The sequence below is a fragment of the Pseudomonas paraveronii genome, assembly GCF_963681955.1.
GTDB classification, from domain to species: Bacteria; Pseudomonadota; Gammaproteobacteria; order Pseudomonadales; family Pseudomonadaceae; genus Aquipseudomonas; species Aquipseudomonas paraveronii.
On the sequence record NZ_OY817130.1, the window covers coordinates 5,522,102 to 5,539,703 of the forward strand.

Genomic DNA, 17,602 nt, shown 5'->3' on the forward strand with positions numbered 1-17,602 from the left:
GGTTGGCCGCACACGGTGATTTCCAACACTGGCAGCCAGTGCCTCTACTGACTGGCTCTTGCAAGCACCCACTGGTTTATCGTTTCAAGCGCGCCTGGTGCGTAGGCATGACGACTTTCCATCAGGAACCTCATCGTGGTGAACCAGGACCATTCACTGGTGAGTTGCGTGTTGTAGGAACCCGCCCTCAAGAGCCCATGGGTTGCATCCGGTATGACTTCAATCCGATTGGCGCGATGATTGCCCCCAACCGTCTTTCGGAAGAGGGTTGCGTTGGCTTCGGGGTCGACATTCAGATCGTCCGCGCCCCACAGCGCGAGCAGTGGAATGTCGAGTTTTTCCAAGGCCCCGGTTGCGTCTTCGTGAAGATTGCGCCGCACAAACGCCCATCGCTCGGCGCTCATGCCGTCCAGAAGGGCAACCGGCGGCACCTGCGCAGAGGCAAACAAACGCTCATCGGCGGCGGCGATCTGAGCCATCGTTGTGTCGATGTCAGCCGCGGACATCCCGGAGCGTTGCAACCGCGTCCGCGTGTAATAGTCGCCTTGCCGTTGCCAGGATACGGCGCCTCCGACCAGCACAAGAAAGTCCGCATCCCCCGACGCCAGGCGGGGCAGTACCCAGCCGGCTTGTGAAAAACCAAGCGCACCGACAGGCATTCCTGGCAGCTTACTGCGCAGGGCGGACAACGCGCTGCGCACATTCACGTAGCGGTCCGTCATGGACTGGCGGAGCCAATTCCCCGGCGAGTCCCCGATGCCCGGTTTATCCCACGAAACAACCGCGATGCCTGCGTCGAGCAGCGCGTTGATGAGTGGATCGTAGCCTTGCTGCGACGTGCGATCCTGGGGGCCATCCCCGTGAACCAGAACGACTGCCGCTGTTGCAGCGTGATCAGGCAGCCAGAGCGTACCGACCAGGCGCAGTCCATTTGCGTCGAATGCAAAAGGTTCGCTGGCTCTGCGATCCAGACCATAAGTGTCAAGCCGCGCAAGCACAACCAAAGCGGTAGCCACGATGAGACAAACGACGCAAATCAACTTTACGCGGTAACGTTTCATCCAGATTTCTTTATGCATAGTCACTCCTTTTTTCCTTTCAAGAGTCCCGGCCGATAGGCTCGAATCTCAGTGCCAATCCCTGACGCAGTGCATGCATTTCGCAACTCCCCCATAGCCGCTGCTGGCTCCTCGGACGATTAACTGAACTGGCTCGCAAGCATTTCCCGAACGGCACTTACCAATTGGGATTCGCCAGGACGAGGGGGCAACAGACTGAACTCAACATCCGGCAATACCGGTAAATGTTGCGCCGGCCCGCAGACCTGCGCCCCCATCGGTACAGCGGAGGCATTCAGACAAGCGACACCCAACCCTGCCAATAACGCGGATTGCAGCCCCGCGACGCCGGACGCCGAATGCGCAACCACGTAGGGCACCTCGTGCGCCTCCAAGGTCTCTCTGGCGAGGCGCTGTAGGCTGCAGCCCTGCGGCAGCACCAAAAGTGGCAACGGGGTATTTTCCTCCCGCTCGGCCTCGAACCCCGCGACCGACACCCAACGCAACGCCTCCCGTCGCACCGGCAAGCCCTCAGGCAGGCTGCGCCCGTCGAGAATTCGCATGGAAAGGCCGATATCGAATTCACCGGAATCCGCCCCGCTCTCGATTTGCAGGCTCTTGCGTACCGACACATGCAGGCGAAGGTGCGGATAGCGCACTCGCAGTGTCTTCAACAGGTCGGCGATCGAGCTGGGCAGAAATCAGCACTCAAGCCACTCCTTACTCTAAGCCAGACATTTACTCCCGACGAGGACTCCAACATGCCCGGCATCACCCTTAAAATCTCTGGCCAACCTGACCTTGCGCGAATCCAGGGGATCGTGTCCCAGCTCACCACGCTAACCTGCGATGTGCTGGAGAAACGCCCGGAGCAGACGCTTGTGATGGTGCATTTCGTGCCTCATGAGCAATGGTTCATCAACAGTCGCTCGCAGGCCGAGCTGGGTTACAACTCGTTCCGCCTGGAGGTCACCATCACGGATGAGACGAACACCAAAGCGCAGAAGGCGCGCTTTCAGCGTGAGGCTTTCGCGCTATTGGCCGAGGAAATCGGCAACCTGCACCCACACTCAAACATCCACGTCATCGATTGCAGGGCCAGTGCCTATGGGTATGGTGGCGTGAGCCAAGAATATAAACATCACCACCCCTGAGACCCAAACCCGCGACACAGGGAATGACGCGTAACCGAAGGCGAGTCTTCCTCGCTCTTCAAGGCATCCCCAAACGCTCTCGGCGCCTGCCGATCTGAGATGTTGTCAGCTCGCCCTTTAACGCGTGCCGACGTGAAGGACTTCGAGCAATACCTGCTCCAAGATGTCAAAGAAACTCCTGATGTGCGCCTGTTTCAACGCCTGAGGCCGGGTGACCAGATAGACCTCCATCTCGGGGAGTTCAAGCTCCGGGAACAACTCGCTCAGGTCCTTCGCCAGAATACGCGGCAGTACCGCCACGCCCATGCCTTGCCGCACCGACTCCAGTTGGACGGCGAACGAGTTCACGCTGATCTGCGCACGGTCCAGACCCGCAGCCTTTGCGGCACGCATTTGAGGCAGCATATCCAGTGGAGGAAGCAAGGCGATGTTGACCGCCGTAGCCAGGGTCACGCCTGGGGAACGCTTCAAGTACCCCGCATCAGCGAAGACGCCGTAGGCGAGTTTGCCTATGGGTCGATAAATCAGCGATGGCTCGCCCAGGTGTGCTGTGCGTACAGCAATATCGGCCACCCCGCGGACGATCTTGTGAAAGTCGGCGGTGACCAGTAACTCCACGGAGCAGCGCGGGTGCAGGGACGTAAAACGATTCGCGGCGTCCAACACACAGGCAGAAAACCCCTCCCCGGCACTGACCAGGACACTGCCAGATAGCTCTGCTTGCTCACCGGACAGGTCCGTCGCCGTTTGACGCCTCAAGCCTGCTTCCGCAGCCAGGGCAACTTCCACCAGGGATTGACCTCGCGAGGTCAGCCAGCAGCCGTCAACGCCTCGTTCAACGAGCGGCTCACCCAGGGCAACTTCCAGTTGGGTCAGGCGACGGGACACGGTCGACGCCGCGACCCCCAGCAGTTGGCCCGCTTGAAGAAAACTGCCACGCCGCGAGACGGCCAACAGCAGACGCAGATCGTCCCAATTTGCCTGCAACGCCATACCTCTCATCCTCCAGGGTCTGCATATATGCAAAGCCATTATGCAGTAGTCGCTGTTTTTCGGATGCGGCCTCAACGGTATATCTAGCGGCCTTCGAAACGACTGGAATGGAATGTATGACTATGGCTCCCATGCGCAACGCATTCGTCACTGGCGCAACCGGCTTGCTGGGAAACAATCTGGTGCGGGAACTGGTCGCACGTGGCTACACCGTCAAAGCCCTGGTCCGTTCAAGAGCCAAAGGTGAGCAGCAGTTCAACGACCTCCCGAGTGTGGAACTGGTGGTTGGCGACATGGCCGATGTCGACGCGTTCGCAACATCGCTGCACGGCTGCGATACGGTGTTTCATACGGCGGCGTTCTTTCGCGATAACTACAAGGGTGGCAACCACTGGGAAGAACTCGAAAAGATCAATGTCGCCGGTACGCGAGACCTGCTTCACCAGGCCTACCGCGCAGGGATACGCCGGTTTGTGCATACCTCGTCGATTGCCGTGCTCGACGGAGCCCCTGGCACCTCTATCGATGAGACATGCCTACGGGCCGAAGCCGATGCGGATGACTACTACCGCAGCAAAATCCTCGCTGACCGTGTCGTCTTGACCTTTCTTGAAACCCATCCCCAGATGCATGCCTGCATGGTTCTGCCCGGCTGGATGTGGGGGCCTGGCGATATGGGCCCGACGTCCTCGGGACAATTGGTCAAAGATGTCATCAACGGCACGTTACCCGGGCTGATCCCCGGCACCTTCTCCGTCGTCGATGCCCGTGATGTGGCATGGGCCTCGATTGCCGCAGCCCAGAATGGACGGCGAGGAGAGCGCTACCTCGCGGCCGGTCGCAACTTGACCATGCGCCAGTTGGTACCTGTCCTGGGGCGTATAGCGGGCGTCAAAACCCCTGCTCGGCAACTGCCACTGCCCGCGCTCTACCTATTGGCGGCGGTGCAGGAGGTCTACGCGCGCCTTACCGGCAAGCCCATTTTGCTGAGCATGGCGACGTTGCGCCTATTGATACGAGAGGAGCACCGCACCTGTTTTAACCACCGCAAAAGTGAACAAGAGCTAGGTCTGAGTTTTCGCGTGCTGGAGCAGACCATTTCTGACACTGTGGCGTGGTATCGGAAACATGGCTGGTTTAAGCCAAACAAGGACGAAAACACACAGTGAGCAAGACAATCATCCTGATGCGTCACGGCCAGCCAAAGCTGGCCACGACCGAAAAAATCTCAATGCTCGAGATGAAAGACTGGATCGAGCAATACAACCACTCCGAAATCATCCGCCATCCGGCTCCGGATGCCAGCACGCAACTCGCCGCCACCGCCACGGTGCTCGTTTCAAGCAACGCACCGCGTGCATTGACCTCCGTCCAGGCGCTAGGGCTGGAGCCGGCGGTCGTTGACGCGCTGTTCTGCGAAGCGCAACTGCCTCACGGTGACTGGCGACGTCCCCGACTCTCTCCGTTTACCTGGGCATTTATCTTTCGGGTCTTATGGCTGTGCGGTTACTCGCGCAATGTCGAGTCCGCCGGCGCCGCGAGGCTGCGCGCCAACACGGCAGCTCAACGGCTGCAGTCCCTTGCCGATGAGGGGCCGGTTTTGCTGCTCGGTCATGGCGTGATGAATCGAATGATTGCCAAACAACTGCTCGCCGACGGTTGGACCTGCCAACAGCGTAACGGCAGCCGATATTGGAGTGCGTCGGTCTATCAATACGGTGGTGTATCAACGGTGATCGGCTGATCGCCCGTAACCGTCTGGGCAGCCCGAACCTTGTGTATCAGCGCACCAATATGAGGCGCTGGAGCGCTCGTTCAACTTGACGGGCAAAGCCTGGGCATTGCGCTACGGCCCTGTCGGCTTGAAGGGAGGCTCGGCCGGAGATTCGACGGTTGCGTCTCCCCGGCGCCTCGAACGACATGAATTGCCGAACTTCGCGGGCAGTCTAAAAGACATCGATCTAAATCATTCTCAACAATAACAAATAGCAAGTTAGCCAACTAACTATTTAAAACATCCGTGCGAATAGACATTCACCTGCCCTCATATCGTTTTAACCATAAATCTTGCCAGTCTTTTCTTTCACATATATTTTACATCCCCCTACATATGCTAATGTCATTACGACATCAACGTTGTCCACCAGGATGCAAGGAGTGTGTATGACCGGAGTATTGGCCTCAGTTAACAGCCGCACACAACTGGTCGGGCAGAACAGGCTCGAACTGTTGCTATTCCGCTTCAACAATCAGCAACTGTATGGGATCAACGTGTTTAAAGTCCGGGAAGTTATACGCTGCCCGAAATTATCCTCGATACCAAAGTCTAATGGCAACATTTGTGGCGTGGCCAATATCCGAGGTGTCTGCATCCCTATTCTTGACCTTGCCATGGCAACGGGACTGCCCGGGGTCGAGGATCAGGAAAGCGCTTTTATAATACTTACGGAGTACAACAATCGCGTTCAGGGCTTCCTCGTCTACGCGGTCGAGCACATCGTCAATTTGAACTGGGAAGACATTCATCCGCCGCCCAAGGGCAGTGGTGAGAACAACTACCTGACGGCCGTCACCCGCACGGACGATCGCTTGGTCGAGATCATCGATGTTGAAAAGGTGCTGACAGAAATATCGCCATCGTCCGAGGAAATATCCAGCGGCGTGATCGATCACGACGTCAACCAGCAAGCCCGACACCTGCGTGTGTTGACCGTGGACGACTCGATGGTCGCGCGCAAACAGGTGACCCGCTGCCTGGAAACCGTGGGCGTCGAGGTGGTGGCCTTGAACGATGGCCGACAAGCGCTTGACTACCTGCGCGCCATGCTCGACGAAGGGCGCAAGCCAGATGAAGAGTTTCTGATGATGATCTCCGACATCGAGATGCCGGAGATGGACGGCTACACCTTGACCGCCGAGATCCGTAACGACCCGCGCATGGCCAACCTGCACATTGTGCTGCACACCTCGCTCTCGGGGGGCTTCAACCAGGCCATGGTCAAAAAAGTCGGCGCCGATGACTTCCTGGCCAAGTTCCGCCCCGATGACCTCGCCGGTCGTGTCGTCTCACGTATCAAAGCCGCCAACCCGAACTGACGCTCTATCACTACAACACTCAAGCCAAGGAGGCTGTAAGGAAGCAAATAAGAACAAAATCAACAGAGGGCAGATCATGTCGAAATGTAATGAGCTCTATCATCTAGTATCAGGCAACGAGGCCAGGCCATTCTGGAAGGGTGGCGCGCGCGATCCGCAGTCGGACATCCAGTGCGCCATGGGCTGTGGCGCGCAGCTTGCCGAGACGCCTCAATTATCAGACCCGGCCCCTGCGCCCGCAGCGGCTGCGATCGCCCCCACCGGCATGAACGAGGAGTTGGTCGCCGCCCAGGAAATCTGTGCCCGCGCCAAGACCGCCGTGGTCGAAATGTTCAGCCATGCCCGCATGGGCCGCGCCCTGGAGCTGGAACATATCGGCGCGCTGGTCGACGATATTTCCTCTTCGATCGCACGTCATCCCAATGCCTTTATCAGCCTGGCACGCCTGAAAAGCCTCGACGATTACACCTATATGCATTCGGTCGCCGTGTGCGCACTGATGATTGCCCTGGGCAACCAGTTGAACCTGCCTGCTGCGTTGATTCGCCGGGTGGGAATGGCCGGCCTGCTGCATGACATTGGCAAAATGGCCATACCGGGCGCCATCCTCAACAAGCCTGGACACTTGAGCAGTGACGAATTAGAGCTGGTCCGCACCCACCCGCTGGAAGGCGAGAAAACCCTGCTCGCGACCTCGCAGCTGTGCGACTTGGTCGTGGATGTCTGCCTGCACCACCATGAACGGGTCGACGGCAGCGGCTACCCCCATCAGTTGGCGGGCGACCAGATCAGTCTTTTTGCGCGAATGGCCGCCGTTTGCGATGTCTATGACGCAATCACCTCGGACCGATCCTACAACCAAGGCTGGGACCCCGCCGTCGCCATTCAGCAAATGTCGACCTGGGACGGGCATTTCGATGATGAGGTGTTCCGCGCGTTTTTGAAGTCCGTGGGCATTTATCCGGTCGGGTCTATCGTTCAATTGAAAAGTGGCAGTATCGGCGTGGTGATCGAACAGCATCCCGACTCATTATTGACGCCAAAAATAAAGTTATTCTTCTTGCCGGTGTTAAATATCTACATCACCCCAAAAATAGTCGACCTGAGTGATCCCGAACAAACCGATCGCATCATTGCGCGCGTGCCGCCACAGCGCTATGGCTTTAAAAATACCGAACGTTTATGGCTCGACGATAAGGTGTCCGAACAGAACTAAGCGACTACCCAGCTGTACCGCATTTATATGCCTAAGCAGCCCATGATCAAGCAGTAAGCCTTGCGAACAAAAACAACTGAAATGCCGACATCCAATTATTTCGGCAACTACTAGCGTGGGCAGGAAATATCATGAAATTCAACTCATTACAGACTCAGATTTGCTTCACCGCCGGACTCTGCCTGTTAATCTCTTGCGCGAGCCTGGTGTCATATGGGTTGTACTCCTCAACCGCCAATCAAGCCTACGTGGGCACTGAAGTTTCAGCATTGATTGAAAGTGCCACCATCCGCGAAGTGCAAAACCTGGCGGAGTCCCGTGCCAACGCCATCAAAGCGAAACTGCAAAATGCCTTGGACTCGGCACGCACGCTGGCCAATACGCTGGGTGCGAGTAAAAGTGCGCAAAGCCCGCTGACGCTGGGCCGCGACCAGATCAATACGATGTTGCTCAGCGTGCTTAAGGACAACCCCGAGTTCAACGGCACGTATTCGTGCTGGGAGCCGGATGCGCTGGACGGCCAGGACCAAGCGTTTCGTAACAACGAGGGCGGCAACAACCCGTTGACCGGCCGCTTCACGCCCTATTGGACACGCAGCTCGGACGGCCATGTCGCGGTACAACCGCTGGTCGAGTACGACTCCGATGCCCGCCACCCCAATGGCGTGCTCAAGGGCGGCTGGTACAGCGGCCCCCGGGATACCCAGAAAGAAAGCGTGCTCGACCCCATCCCCTACGTGGTGCAAGGCAAAAATGTGTGGCTGACCACGCTTTCGGTGCCGATCACCGCCAATGGCAAGTTTTACGGCGTGGTCGGTGCGGACTTCGACATTTCGTTTATCCAGAAACTCAGCGAGCAAATGTCCGCCGACCTCTATGACGGCAAAGGCTCGGTGTCGATCCTGAGCAATCAGGGGCTGGTGGTGGCCGACAGTAAACGGCCAGAACTGATCGGTCAGCCATTGAAGGCATTGCTACCCGACACCTGGGATAAGGTGCTGGCCAATGTGCAGAAAGGCCAGGGCGACAGCCGCCTGAACCAGGACTCGCAGGAAATCGAAGTACAGATGCCGATCACCCTGGGTCGCACCGGAAAACCCTGGGCCATCTTGATCCACCTGCCCAAGGCGGTGGTCATGAGCCAGGCCATTACCCTGGAGAAGGAACTGCAATCGCGTGGCGTCAGCAGCAGTATCTGGCAGATCTCGGTCGGCCTGGGCATCTCATTGCTGGCATTGCTGGCGCTGTGGTTCGCTACCGCAAAAATCGTCGGGCCGATTCGTGAAGCCGCCGCCTTGGCGGCCAACATCAGCCTGGGGGATTTCTCGCGTCGCCTGGTGCAAAAATCCGAAGATGAAGTCGGCCAGTTGTCCTTGGCCTTGAACGAGATGTCTGAAAGCCTGCAGCGTCAGGTCCGTGTGGCTGAACGTATCTCCGAAGGCGATCTGGACCTGGAGGTGCGGTTGTCCTCCCCCAACGACACGTTGGGCAAGTCCCTGGAGAAAATGGTCGGCAACCTGAACACCTTGATTTCCCAGGTGCAGGCCAGCGCCACGCAAATCACCGGCAGCTCCGCACAGGTCACCGAGTTGAGCCAGTCGTTGTCCGACGGCGCGTCCAATTCGGCATCGTCCATCACTGAAATCAGTGCCGTCATGACGCAGATGGCCGCGCAGACCTCCGACAACGCCGCCAATGCGAAAAAGGCCGACGAACAATCCCAGGCCTCACGCGCCGACGCAGGGGAAAGTGACAAGCTGATGAGCGAATTGATCGCCGCCATGGCGGAAATCGACAATTCGGGCAAAGACATCACCGCCATCATCACCACCATCGACAACATCGCCGCCCAGACCAACCTGCTGGCCTTGAACGCAGCAATCGAGGCGGCACGCGCCGGGGAATTGGGCCGCGGCTTTGCCGTCGTCGCCGATGAAGTCAGGAGCCTCGCCGCCCGCAGCGCCGAAGCCGCCCAGCAAACCGCGGCGCTGATCGCCGACTCGTCGACCAAGACGCAACGCGGCATGGTCATCGCCGGTCGCACGGCCGACTCGTTGCGCAACATCGTCACCGGCACCAGTACCGTTTCCAGCCTGGTGTCGTTGATCTACCAAGCCTCCAGTGAACAGGCTTCCGGCTTGCAGCAGGCCAGCCTCGGTCTGGAGCAGATCGATGAAGTCACCCAGCAGAATCAGGCCAACTCCCAACAGTGCGCGGTGGCCGCCCGCAACCTGTCGGAACGAGCCAGTTCCATGCAGCAAGGGTTGAGCCGGTTTAAAGTCAAAGCGACATAACGTCTATCTGCAGTGAAGCCGGGGCGGAAATAAACCACCGCCCCGGTCCCGCCGCACAATTCCTGTGCCCATTCATGAAATATTAAGAATCGCCTCCCTATACTCACCGACTGCGAGCCGTTCCCCCGAACGGTCCCCTGCCCCGGTAGCCAGCCCCAATGACGCGTCCCGTTCCTCTGCTGCTCCTGCTTGCTGGTCTGTTGTTCTTCTTCGCCCTTGGAAACCATGAGCTGCAAGGCTCCACCGAAGCCCGCGTCGCCGGGATCGCGATGGCCATGCACCTGGACAACGATTGGGTGGTGCCACGCCTGTTTCGTGAGCCGTTCCTGGAAAAACCGCCCCTGAGCCTGTGGCTCGACGCCGGCGCGATCCGCTTGTTTGGCGGCACACCCTGGGCCGTGCGCCTGGCCTCGGCGTTTGCCGGGTTGTTCAGCGTGATGCTGCTCTACGGGATGCTGCGCCGGTTCGGGCGACCGCAGATCCTGGCGTTCTGCGCGGCACTGATCCTGGCGACCATGGCCAGTTACTGGGGCAACGTGCGCGGCGTGGGTGAAGATGCGTTGCTCAGCCTGGGCGTGACTACCGCGCTGCTGGCGTTCTACCAGGCGATGCGGCCGGCGTCCGAGCGCCAGGGCTCAACCGCCTGGGCCTGGGCCATGTTTACGGCCGGGATGGTGGTCGCCACCCTGAGTAAAGGCGTGCTGGGCCTGGCGATGCCGGGCATCGTGATCTTTGTGTACCTGGTGTGTACCAGTTGGATGGACAAACGCCTGCGCATCGGCGATTGGCTGCGCCCGGCACTGTTTACCCTGTTGGCCTTGGTGCCGCTGCTGATCTGGCTGGGGTTTCTGTTCCAGCGCGGCGGGATGCAGGCGGTGGGCGAAGTGCTGTGGACCAACAGCGTCGGGCGGTTCAGCGGTTCGTTTGTCGAAGCCGGGCATTACGAGCCGTTCTACTACTACATCGCCAAACTGCCCGAAGCCTTTTTGCCGTGGAATATCCTGGTGTACCTGGGGCTTTGGCACTTCCGCAAAAGCCTGGTGCACAACCGCTACCGTCTGTTTTTCTGCGTCTGGCTGGTGGCGCAATTTACCCTGCTGACCCTGGCCTCCAGCAAGCGCACGGTGTACCTGATGGCGCTGACGCCAGCCGCCGCCGTACTGGCTGCGGAGTACGCGCGGGTACTGCTGCAATGGCTGAAAGATCACAAACCGGCGCTGTACGCGCCGCATAAAATCGTGATCGGCGGCGTGTTCACCCTGCTCATCGCCTGCTACCTGGGCGCGGCATTCTGGTTCGCGCCAAAAGCCGACAAAAAACAGTCGTTCGTGCCCGTAGTGAGTCAGATCCAGGCACTGCAGGCCGAAGGCAAAAAAGTCGCATTGTTCCGGCCCAACGAGCGCATCGACGGCGCCAGCGTGTTTTATCTGCAGGCCTACTTGCCGATTCTGCAAACCGAGCCAGAACTGCGCAGTTACCTGGCCGCCGCCCCCGGCAACGTCGCGCTGCTGGATAACACCGACCAACTGACCGGCAAGGTCACGGTGATCAAGGAGATGGCAATCAATCGCCAGCCTTACTACTTCATCGGGCAGTAAGGCCGGCGCGGGGGATCAGTGCTTGGTGAGCTTGTCCAGGTAACCCATGGCGAACGCCGAGACCACGAAGGTCATGTGGATGATCACGTACCACATCAAATGCTGCGGATCGACGTTCTTGGCGTCCATGAAGATGCGCAGCAGGTGGATGGAGGAAATCGCCACGATGGACGCGGCCACTTTCATCTTCAGCGACGAAGAGTCCATGGTCCCCAGCCAGTTGAGTTTTTCCTTGTTTTCATCGATGTCCAGCTGCGAGACGAAGTTCTCGTAGCCGGAGATCATCACCATCACCAGCAGGCCGCCGACCAGCGCCATGTCGATCAACGACAACAGCAGCAGGATCACTTCCGATTCGAGCATGCTGAAGATATTGGGAACGACGTGAATGATTTCCTGGAAGAATTTCAGTGCCAGGATCAACAGGCCCAGGGACAGCCCCAGGTAGATCGGCGCCAGCAACCAGCGCGAGGCGTACATCGTATTTTCGATAAAGCGTTCCATTGAATCTCACACAGCTTGGCTAGAAATGGCGCCGAGTATACCAGCCGCTTCCAAACACCTGTAACCGTGAGAAAACTGACCTGAGCGGCATCTGTGAGAGAATTTTTCTGCTAGTGTCGGGCCCATCAACTCGGCTCAAAGACGTCGGACAGGAAAACTCAAGATGATGGATGTGCGTTCCCCTTGGGCCAGCATCGGCCTGTGTGCGGCATTGCTGCTGGCCGGCGGCTGCTCTCCCAGCGATGAGAAAAAGCAGACCACCCTCGAAGAGAAAACCACGCAGTTCGAACAGTCGCTCGACAGTATCCAGGACCCCAAACTGCGTGACGCCATCGCCGACCTTGGCGGTTCGCTGCTGCTACTGGAACGGGCGCGAGTCAAGCTCGCCACCAAGCCCATCGAAGCCGAATACGGCGAAGACAGCCTGGCGCTGCTCAAGCACTACCCCACGCCCCAGGCGCTGGTCGACACCTATATCAACGGCCTGTTCGTACTGCGCAAGACTTCCCACTCCGACTACCTGACCGATCTGCAGCCGGTGTTCCCGTTCAACTTCAACACGCCCGACCAGTTCCCCTTCCCCCATGGCCTGGAATGGCAGTCGGTGACGTTGAGCAACAACAAAGTCATCCCCTTCCAACCGGAATGGTCGGAAACCGATCCCGGCATCCAGTTGAGCCCCAGCAGTTCCAACCTGACCAACCCCGATGACCTGACGGTGACCTACCCGTTCATCGACGGCATCGAGACGGAAAACAAGAGCCAGCCGCAGCCCGTCAGCCTCAAAGGCACGGTTGAGGTCATCGCACCGGGCAAGGTGCTGACGTTCGATTTGTCGAAACAAGACGTGGGCCACCCGCGCACCGAAGGCACTATCACCCTCAACCTGCTGAGCCTGGAAAAAAACTACGCCGAGATCGAACTGACCAACCACGAACCGCTGGCGGCGGAGGTCGGCGACGAATCACCGAGCCCTTTGCTGGTGCAGGCCCGCGACAGTACCGGGCAGTTCCTCACGCGCTCGGGCTCGATCAACGAAAATGCCGCGCAGGTGGCGTTCTACGAAAAACAACTGGCGCAGATGCAAAAGCAGAAAGCCTGGTCGGACACGTTTGAAAAACAACTGACGGACGAGCAAAAAGCCTTCGAACACCAGCAAAACAGCCATTACGCCAAGGTCTACTTCAACGGCCTGATCGACACGCTGCAGGTCGACGTGCTGGACTTTTCCAAGGCCACGGTGACCCGCAAGGACCTCGACCTGCCGGTGTTGCGCTTCGACAAAAACAGTCTTCAGAAAACCGTACAAGCCTTGCCGATGGCGGTAACGGTGTATGACGACGGCGCTGCCAACTGGCTCAAAAACGCGACAATGACCGAGGACCAGCTGAAAAACAGCGTGACCATCAGCCAGTCCGTCGAAGATGCCAGCGCCGCGCATATCGTGTTTGACCACCCCTTTACCTTCAACGACGAACTGGCAGGCACCGAACGCAACAGCGGCGAAGCACCGGTGACGTTTTTCACGGCGGATGAAAAAGGCGCGCGCGGCGAACCCATCGAGTTGCCGAGCGAAGCCTTCGAGCTGAACCCGGCACGCGGCACCCTCACCTACGACCTCAACCTGTTCCCGGAGAACCCGGCGTTTGTGGTGGGCTCGATTCCGCTGTTCCTGGCCACCATCGACAAAGCCACGATCGACGTGGCCAAGTTGCCCAAGGGCCTGTCGCTCAAGGACAACGCGCTGATCATCGACCAGGCGCAGTTCCCGTCCGACAGCTGGCGCTTCTATGCCAAGGACGCCAGCGGCAACTACCTCAAGGAAATTCTCGGGGTCAGCCACCGCGCCGAGGAATACGGCACGGCGTTGTTTGACGTGCATTACTTCTATGGCCGGCCGACCCTGCTGGAAAGCTACCAGCGCACCGACCTCGGCACCGTGCAGTACGGCTTCGAGGTCAAGCTGGACAAGCCCGAAAGCAAGTGATCGGCGCTACAGGGCCAGGCGTTCCTGCCCATTGTTGAGCAGTCGCAGGTGGGCCTGCACATGCAGGCACCAGATCTGCGGCTCGTCCGCCAGCTCGTAGCCGTGCTGTGTCAGGTTATCGACGATCGTTTGCAGAACGGTCTCGGCCACGAAAGGCCCATGAAACGGACCTTCGGATTTGACGGTGGAAGGCTGCTCGCCGGTCATCCCGGCGGCAAACAGCAACGTCCACATCCCGTTGTCACCCGCGAGAGGGCGAACGGAACATTCGATACGGGTGCCCAAGCCCAGGCACTGGCGGGTGAGGCAAAGGTTGCGCGGCATGGCGGCGACCCTCGGTAGATCAGTGTTCAGCCTCAAGCACGGCGAGACTGTCTCTATCCTGCGACTCCTGTGGATATCCCTAATGCTCAGAATAGAAGAAAACTGCGATAAACCAAGGTTATAGGGACCAACGGGCGTTGGCCCCGAACCTTGAGTCAATTTTGTGGCGGGTTAGCGCTTCAGCTCGGTTTGGTTTCAGCCAACGTCTGCTGCGCCAGTTCTTTCTCTGCTTCCTTCAAGTCTTCCTCGCTGATCATCTCGGCAATCACACGCAAACGCTCTACCACGCGCGCATTCACCGTGCCTTCGGGGAATTGCCCTTGCGCGTCCGGCTCACCGGCCGGCTCGCCGACCAACAGGCTCAACGCCTCATCCGCCTGGCGCACCGCATAGATATGGAATTGCCCGGCGCGCACGGCCTGCAACACCTTCTCATCGAGCATCAGCGTGGCGACGTTGGCTTGCGGAATGATCGCGCCTTGTTCGCCGGTCAACCCGCGCGCTTCGCAGAGGCGGAAGAAGCCTTCGATCTTCTCGTTGACCCCGCCCACCGCCTGCACTTCACCAAACTGGTTGATCGACCCGGTGATGGCAAAGCACTGCTTGAGCGGGGTTTTCGACAAGGCCGAAATCAAAGTGCAGGCCTCGCCCAGGGATGCGCTGTCACCGTCCACGTAACCGTAGGACTGTTCCAACGCGATACTCGCAGAAATCGCCAGCGGGAATTCCTGGGCATAACGGCTGCCCAGGTAACCGGTGAGGATCATCACGCCCTTGGAGTGAATCGGCTGGCCGAGGTTGACCTCGCGCTCGATGTCGACGATGCCGCTGCCGCCCGGGTACACCGTGGCGGAAATCCGCGCCGGCACGCCGAACGCCGAATCACCGACCTCCAGCACCGTCAGCCCGTTGCACTTGCCGACCGCCGCACCGGCGGTGTCGATCAGGATCACCCCGGCGAGCATGTCGTCGAGAATCCGCGCCGACACCCGCCCGGTACGCGTGGCCTTGGCCTTCAGCGCACGCTCGATGTGGCCGGCGTCGGTCATTTCGTCGCCCGCCAGGTGGCGAATGAAATCCGCCTCGCTGACCAGTTGGAACAAGTCGCCAATGCGCGCCGACAAACGCCCCTGGTGTTCGGCCAGGCGTGCGCTGTAGGTGGCCAACCGCGCCACCGCGTCCGAGGTCAGCGGCGCCATGCCTTCTTCCGAGGTGCGGGTTTTCAGCAACTGCGCGAACTGCTCCAGGCTTTCGTCGACCATCGGGATGTCTTCGTCGAAATCCACCAGCACCCGGAACATTTCCTGGAAGTCTGGATCGGCGTCCTGCAACGCGTAGTACAGCTGGCGCGAACCGATGATGATCACCTTGACCTGCAACGGGATCATTTGCGGGTTGAGCGTCACGGTGGCCAGGCGGCCCAGTTCGCCCAGCGGCGACTCCATCTTCAGCTTGCGCGACTGCAGGGAACGCTTGAGGGCGTCCCACACAAACGGCTCGCTGAGCATCTTCTCGGCTTCGAGGATCAGGAACCCGCCGTTGGCCCGGTGCAAGGCGCCCGGACGCAACTGACGATAGGTGGTGTAGAGCGCGCCCTGATCGGTGCTGTATTCGATCCGGCCGAACAGGTTGTCGTAGGTCGGGTGCGGTTCAAACACCACCGGGGCGCCGCCGTTGACCGGATGGCCGACCACCAGGCTCGGGCAGTACTGTTCTTCGAGCAGCTTGCGGGCCTGGGCGTCGGTCTTGGCGTCGTCCACCAATTGCTCGACCACGGTTTTCAGCAAGTACACCTGCATGGCTTGCAGGTAACCGCACACTGCAGCGTTCTCCGCGTACTTTTCCGACAACGGTGACAGCAATGGCTGGAGGGCCAGGGTGATGGTTTCTTCGTTGAAATGGCGCAGTTGGTTGTTCGACTCACGCTTCCACTGCGGCAGGCTGGCCAGTTCTTCGTTGAGGCGTTCTTCCAGTTCGGAAATATCGGTATGGAAGCGCTCGCGATCGACTTCCGGCAGTTGCGAGAACTCGGCCTCGTCCAACGCCTTGCCGTCGAGCATTGGGGTAAACGCGATGTTGGAACTGTCGCGGTACAGCGCCACATCCTTTTCCAGGGCCAGACGCTCGATCACGTCCAACGCCTTGTCGTAACGCTGGTTGAACGCGCGGTCGATGGCGCTTTTGCGTTGTTGATACGTCGGGTGCTCGAAGACGGCCGGGAAGGTCGCCACCAGGTTATCGACCAAGCCATTGATATCGGCGATGAACGCCGCAGCACCGCCCGCAGGCAGTTCCAGCGCGCGCGGTTCGCGGGGCTCATCGAAATTATTCACATAGACCCAGTCCGCCGGGGTCTGTAGGCGCTTGCCTTCGGCCTTCAGGTAACGTTTGACGAACGAAAAGCGACCGGTGCCCGGCTCGCCCATAACAAACACGTTGTAACCGGGGCGTGGCATGGCCACACCGAACTGCAAGGCTTCAACCGCACGTTCCTGGCCAAGCACACCGCGAAAGGGCTCCAAATCATTGGTGGTCGAGAAGCTGAACTGTTCAGCGGAGAAAGGGCGAGTCAGCGCGTCGGGCGCTAGACGCAAGCTGGCAGCAACAGGATCAGGCATCGGGCTTCCTTACATCAGGCGGGGCAGATGGCGGCATTCTGGCTCTCCGTTGCGCGCTCTGGCAAGGCGAGCCTGAGGTAAAGCATAGACACGGCATGCGTCCTACAAAAAAAACGCGACATCTCTGTTTGTTTTATAAAAAATCACGGAACCCCTGGAACCTGCCTAAACTCCAAACTGCGCGGGCTAGACTAATAACTGGCCCCTAAGGCGCTATGAAGTGCCTGACCCCTTGTCCATTGGTTTGCACACAAAGAGAAAAAAGCTATGAAACGGATCCTTCTCGGTACTCTCTTCACCGTCGTTTCCCTCAATGCAATGGCTGAATCACCCGGTGGCCCAAACTGCGGTTGGGGCAACATGCTGTTCGAAGGCCAGCGCGGTACTCCGGCGCACTTCCTGGCTTCCACCACCAACGGCACCTCGGGCAACGCCACTTTCGGCATGACCTCGGGCACCAACGGTTGCAGCACCAACAGCGCCCTGACCTACGGCGGCAAGTCGTGGATTGCCATGAATGGCATGATGAACGAGCTGTCCGAAGACATGGCCAAAGGCAATGGCGAAGCGCTGACCACCTACGCCGTGGTACTGGGCGTTGCACCTGAAGATCGCGAGCACTTCGCCGCCGTGACTCACGAGCACTTCCAGCAAATATTCAGCAAGGCCGATGTGACCGCTGACGATGTGCACAACAACACCCTGGCTGTACTGAAAAGTGATGCCCGCCTGGCGAAATACGTAACCCAGGCTTAAGCCC

Annotated in this window: 15 protein-coding genes; 9 read left to right on the forward strand and 6 right to left on the reverse strand. The window is 59.1% G+C overall.

Annotated elements, in window-relative coordinates:
* Positions 1-44: 44 nt before the first annotated feature.
* Positions 45-1,079: an alpha/beta hydrolase family protein gene (locus U5A08_RS25520; RefSeq protein WP_321849070.1), complete on the reverse strand. Its 1,035-nt coding sequence runs from the start codon at positions 1,077-1,079 to the stop codon at positions 45-47.
* A gap of 119 nt (positions 1,080-1,198) precedes the next feature.
* Entirely contained in the window at positions 1,199-1,732 is a 534-nt protein-coding gene (locus U5A08_RS25525) for a LysR substrate-binding domain-containing protein (protein ID WP_321849071.1), read from the reverse strand.
* Between the two features lie 87 nt (positions 1,733-1,819).
* Here U5A08_RS25525 and U5A08_RS25530 point away from each other — a divergent pair, with 87 nt between their 5' ends.
* Positions 1,820-2,212 (forward strand): tautomerase family protein, encoded by a 393-nt coding sequence (locus tag U5A08_RS25530; RefSeq protein WP_321849072.1) that lies wholly within the window; start codon positions 1,820-1,822, stop codon positions 2,210-2,212.
* A 117-nt stretch (positions 2,213-2,329) separates the two neighbouring features.
* Here the strand turns inward: U5A08_RS25530 and U5A08_RS25535 are convergent, their stop codons facing one another.
* Positions 2,330-3,205: a LysR family transcriptional regulator gene (locus U5A08_RS25535; RefSeq protein WP_321849073.1), complete on the reverse strand. Its 876-nt coding sequence runs from the start codon at positions 3,203-3,205 to the stop codon at positions 2,330-2,332.
* Between the two features lie 131 nt (positions 3,206-3,336).
* On the opposite strand from U5A08_RS25535, the gene U5A08_RS25540 reads away from it, so the two are divergent.
* The 6 genes from U5A08_RS25540 (at position 3,337) to U5A08_RS25565 (ending at position 11,409) form a co-directional block, all read left to right on the forward strand.
* Positions 3,337-4,374, forward strand: coding sequence for an SDR family oxidoreductase (locus U5A08_RS25540; protein WP_321849074.1), 1,038 nt, complete (start codon positions 3,337-3,339; stop codon positions 4,372-4,374).
* A 17-nt stretch (positions 4,375-4,391) separates the two neighbouring features.
* A complete protein-coding gene (locus tag U5A08_RS25545; RefSeq protein WP_253400444.1) occupies positions 4,392-4,949 on the forward strand; it encodes a histidine phosphatase family protein in 558 nt (185 codons plus the stop codon).
* A 419-nt stretch (positions 4,950-5,368) separates the two neighbouring features.
* Complete coding sequence (locus tag U5A08_RS25550) at positions 5,369-6,301, forward strand: chemotaxis protein CheV (protein WP_253399252.1); 933 nt, start codon at positions 5,369-5,371, stop codon at positions 6,299-6,301.
* 76 nt (positions 6,302-6,377) lie between these two features.
* Positions 6,378-7,517 carry an HD-GYP domain-containing protein gene (locus U5A08_RS25555; RefSeq protein WP_321849075.1) on the forward strand — a complete coding sequence of 380 codons (1,140 nt, stop codon included), beginning with the start codon at positions 6,378-6,380 and terminating at the stop codon, positions 7,515-7,517.
* Between the two features lie 131 nt (positions 7,518-7,648).
* Entirely contained in the window at positions 7,649-9,811 is a 2,163-nt protein-coding gene (locus tag U5A08_RS25560; protein ID WP_321849076.1) for a methyl-accepting chemotaxis protein, read from the forward strand.
* 158 nt (positions 9,812-9,969) lie between these two features.
* Positions 9,970-11,409, forward strand: a complete 1,440-nt coding sequence (locus tag U5A08_RS25565; protein WP_321849077.1) for an ArnT family glycosyltransferase — start codon at positions 9,970-9,972, stop codon at positions 11,407-11,409.
* A 15-nt stretch (positions 11,410-11,424) separates the two neighbouring features.
* Here U5A08_RS25565 and U5A08_RS25570 read toward each other — a convergent pair whose 3' ends face one another.
* A complete protein-coding gene (locus tag U5A08_RS25570) occupies positions 11,425-11,913 on the reverse strand; it encodes a TIGR00645 family protein (protein WP_017847323.1) in 489 nt (162 codons plus the stop codon).
* Positions 11,914-12,076: 163 nt separating this feature from the next.
* On the opposite strand from U5A08_RS25570, the gene U5A08_RS25575 reads away from it, so the two are divergent.
* Positions 12,077-13,900: a hypothetical protein gene (locus tag U5A08_RS25575; protein WP_321849079.1), complete on the forward strand. Its 1,824-nt coding sequence runs from the start codon at positions 12,077-12,079 to the stop codon at positions 13,898-13,900.
* Between the two features lie 6 nt (positions 13,901-13,906).
* Here U5A08_RS25575 and U5A08_RS25580 read toward each other — a convergent pair whose 3' ends face one another.
* Entirely contained in the window at positions 13,907-14,224 is a 318-nt protein-coding gene (locus U5A08_RS25580) for a PA4575 family protein (RefSeq protein ID WP_253399260.1), read from the reverse strand.
* A gap of 179 nt (positions 14,225-14,403) precedes the next feature.
* Positions 14,404-16,842 carry a Lon protease family protein gene (locus U5A08_RS25585; RefSeq protein WP_321849081.1) on the reverse strand — a complete coding sequence of 813 codons (2,439 nt, stop codon included), beginning with the start codon at positions 16,840-16,842 and terminating at the stop codon, positions 14,404-14,406.
* A 267-nt stretch (positions 16,843-17,109) separates the two neighbouring features.
* On the opposite strand from U5A08_RS25585, the gene U5A08_RS25590 reads away from it, so the two are divergent.
* Positions 17,110-17,598, forward strand: coding sequence for a DUF3015 domain-containing protein (locus U5A08_RS25590; RefSeq protein ID WP_253399264.1), 489 nt, complete (start codon positions 17,110-17,112; stop codon positions 17,596-17,598).
* Positions 17,599-17,602: the final 4 nt, after the last annotated feature.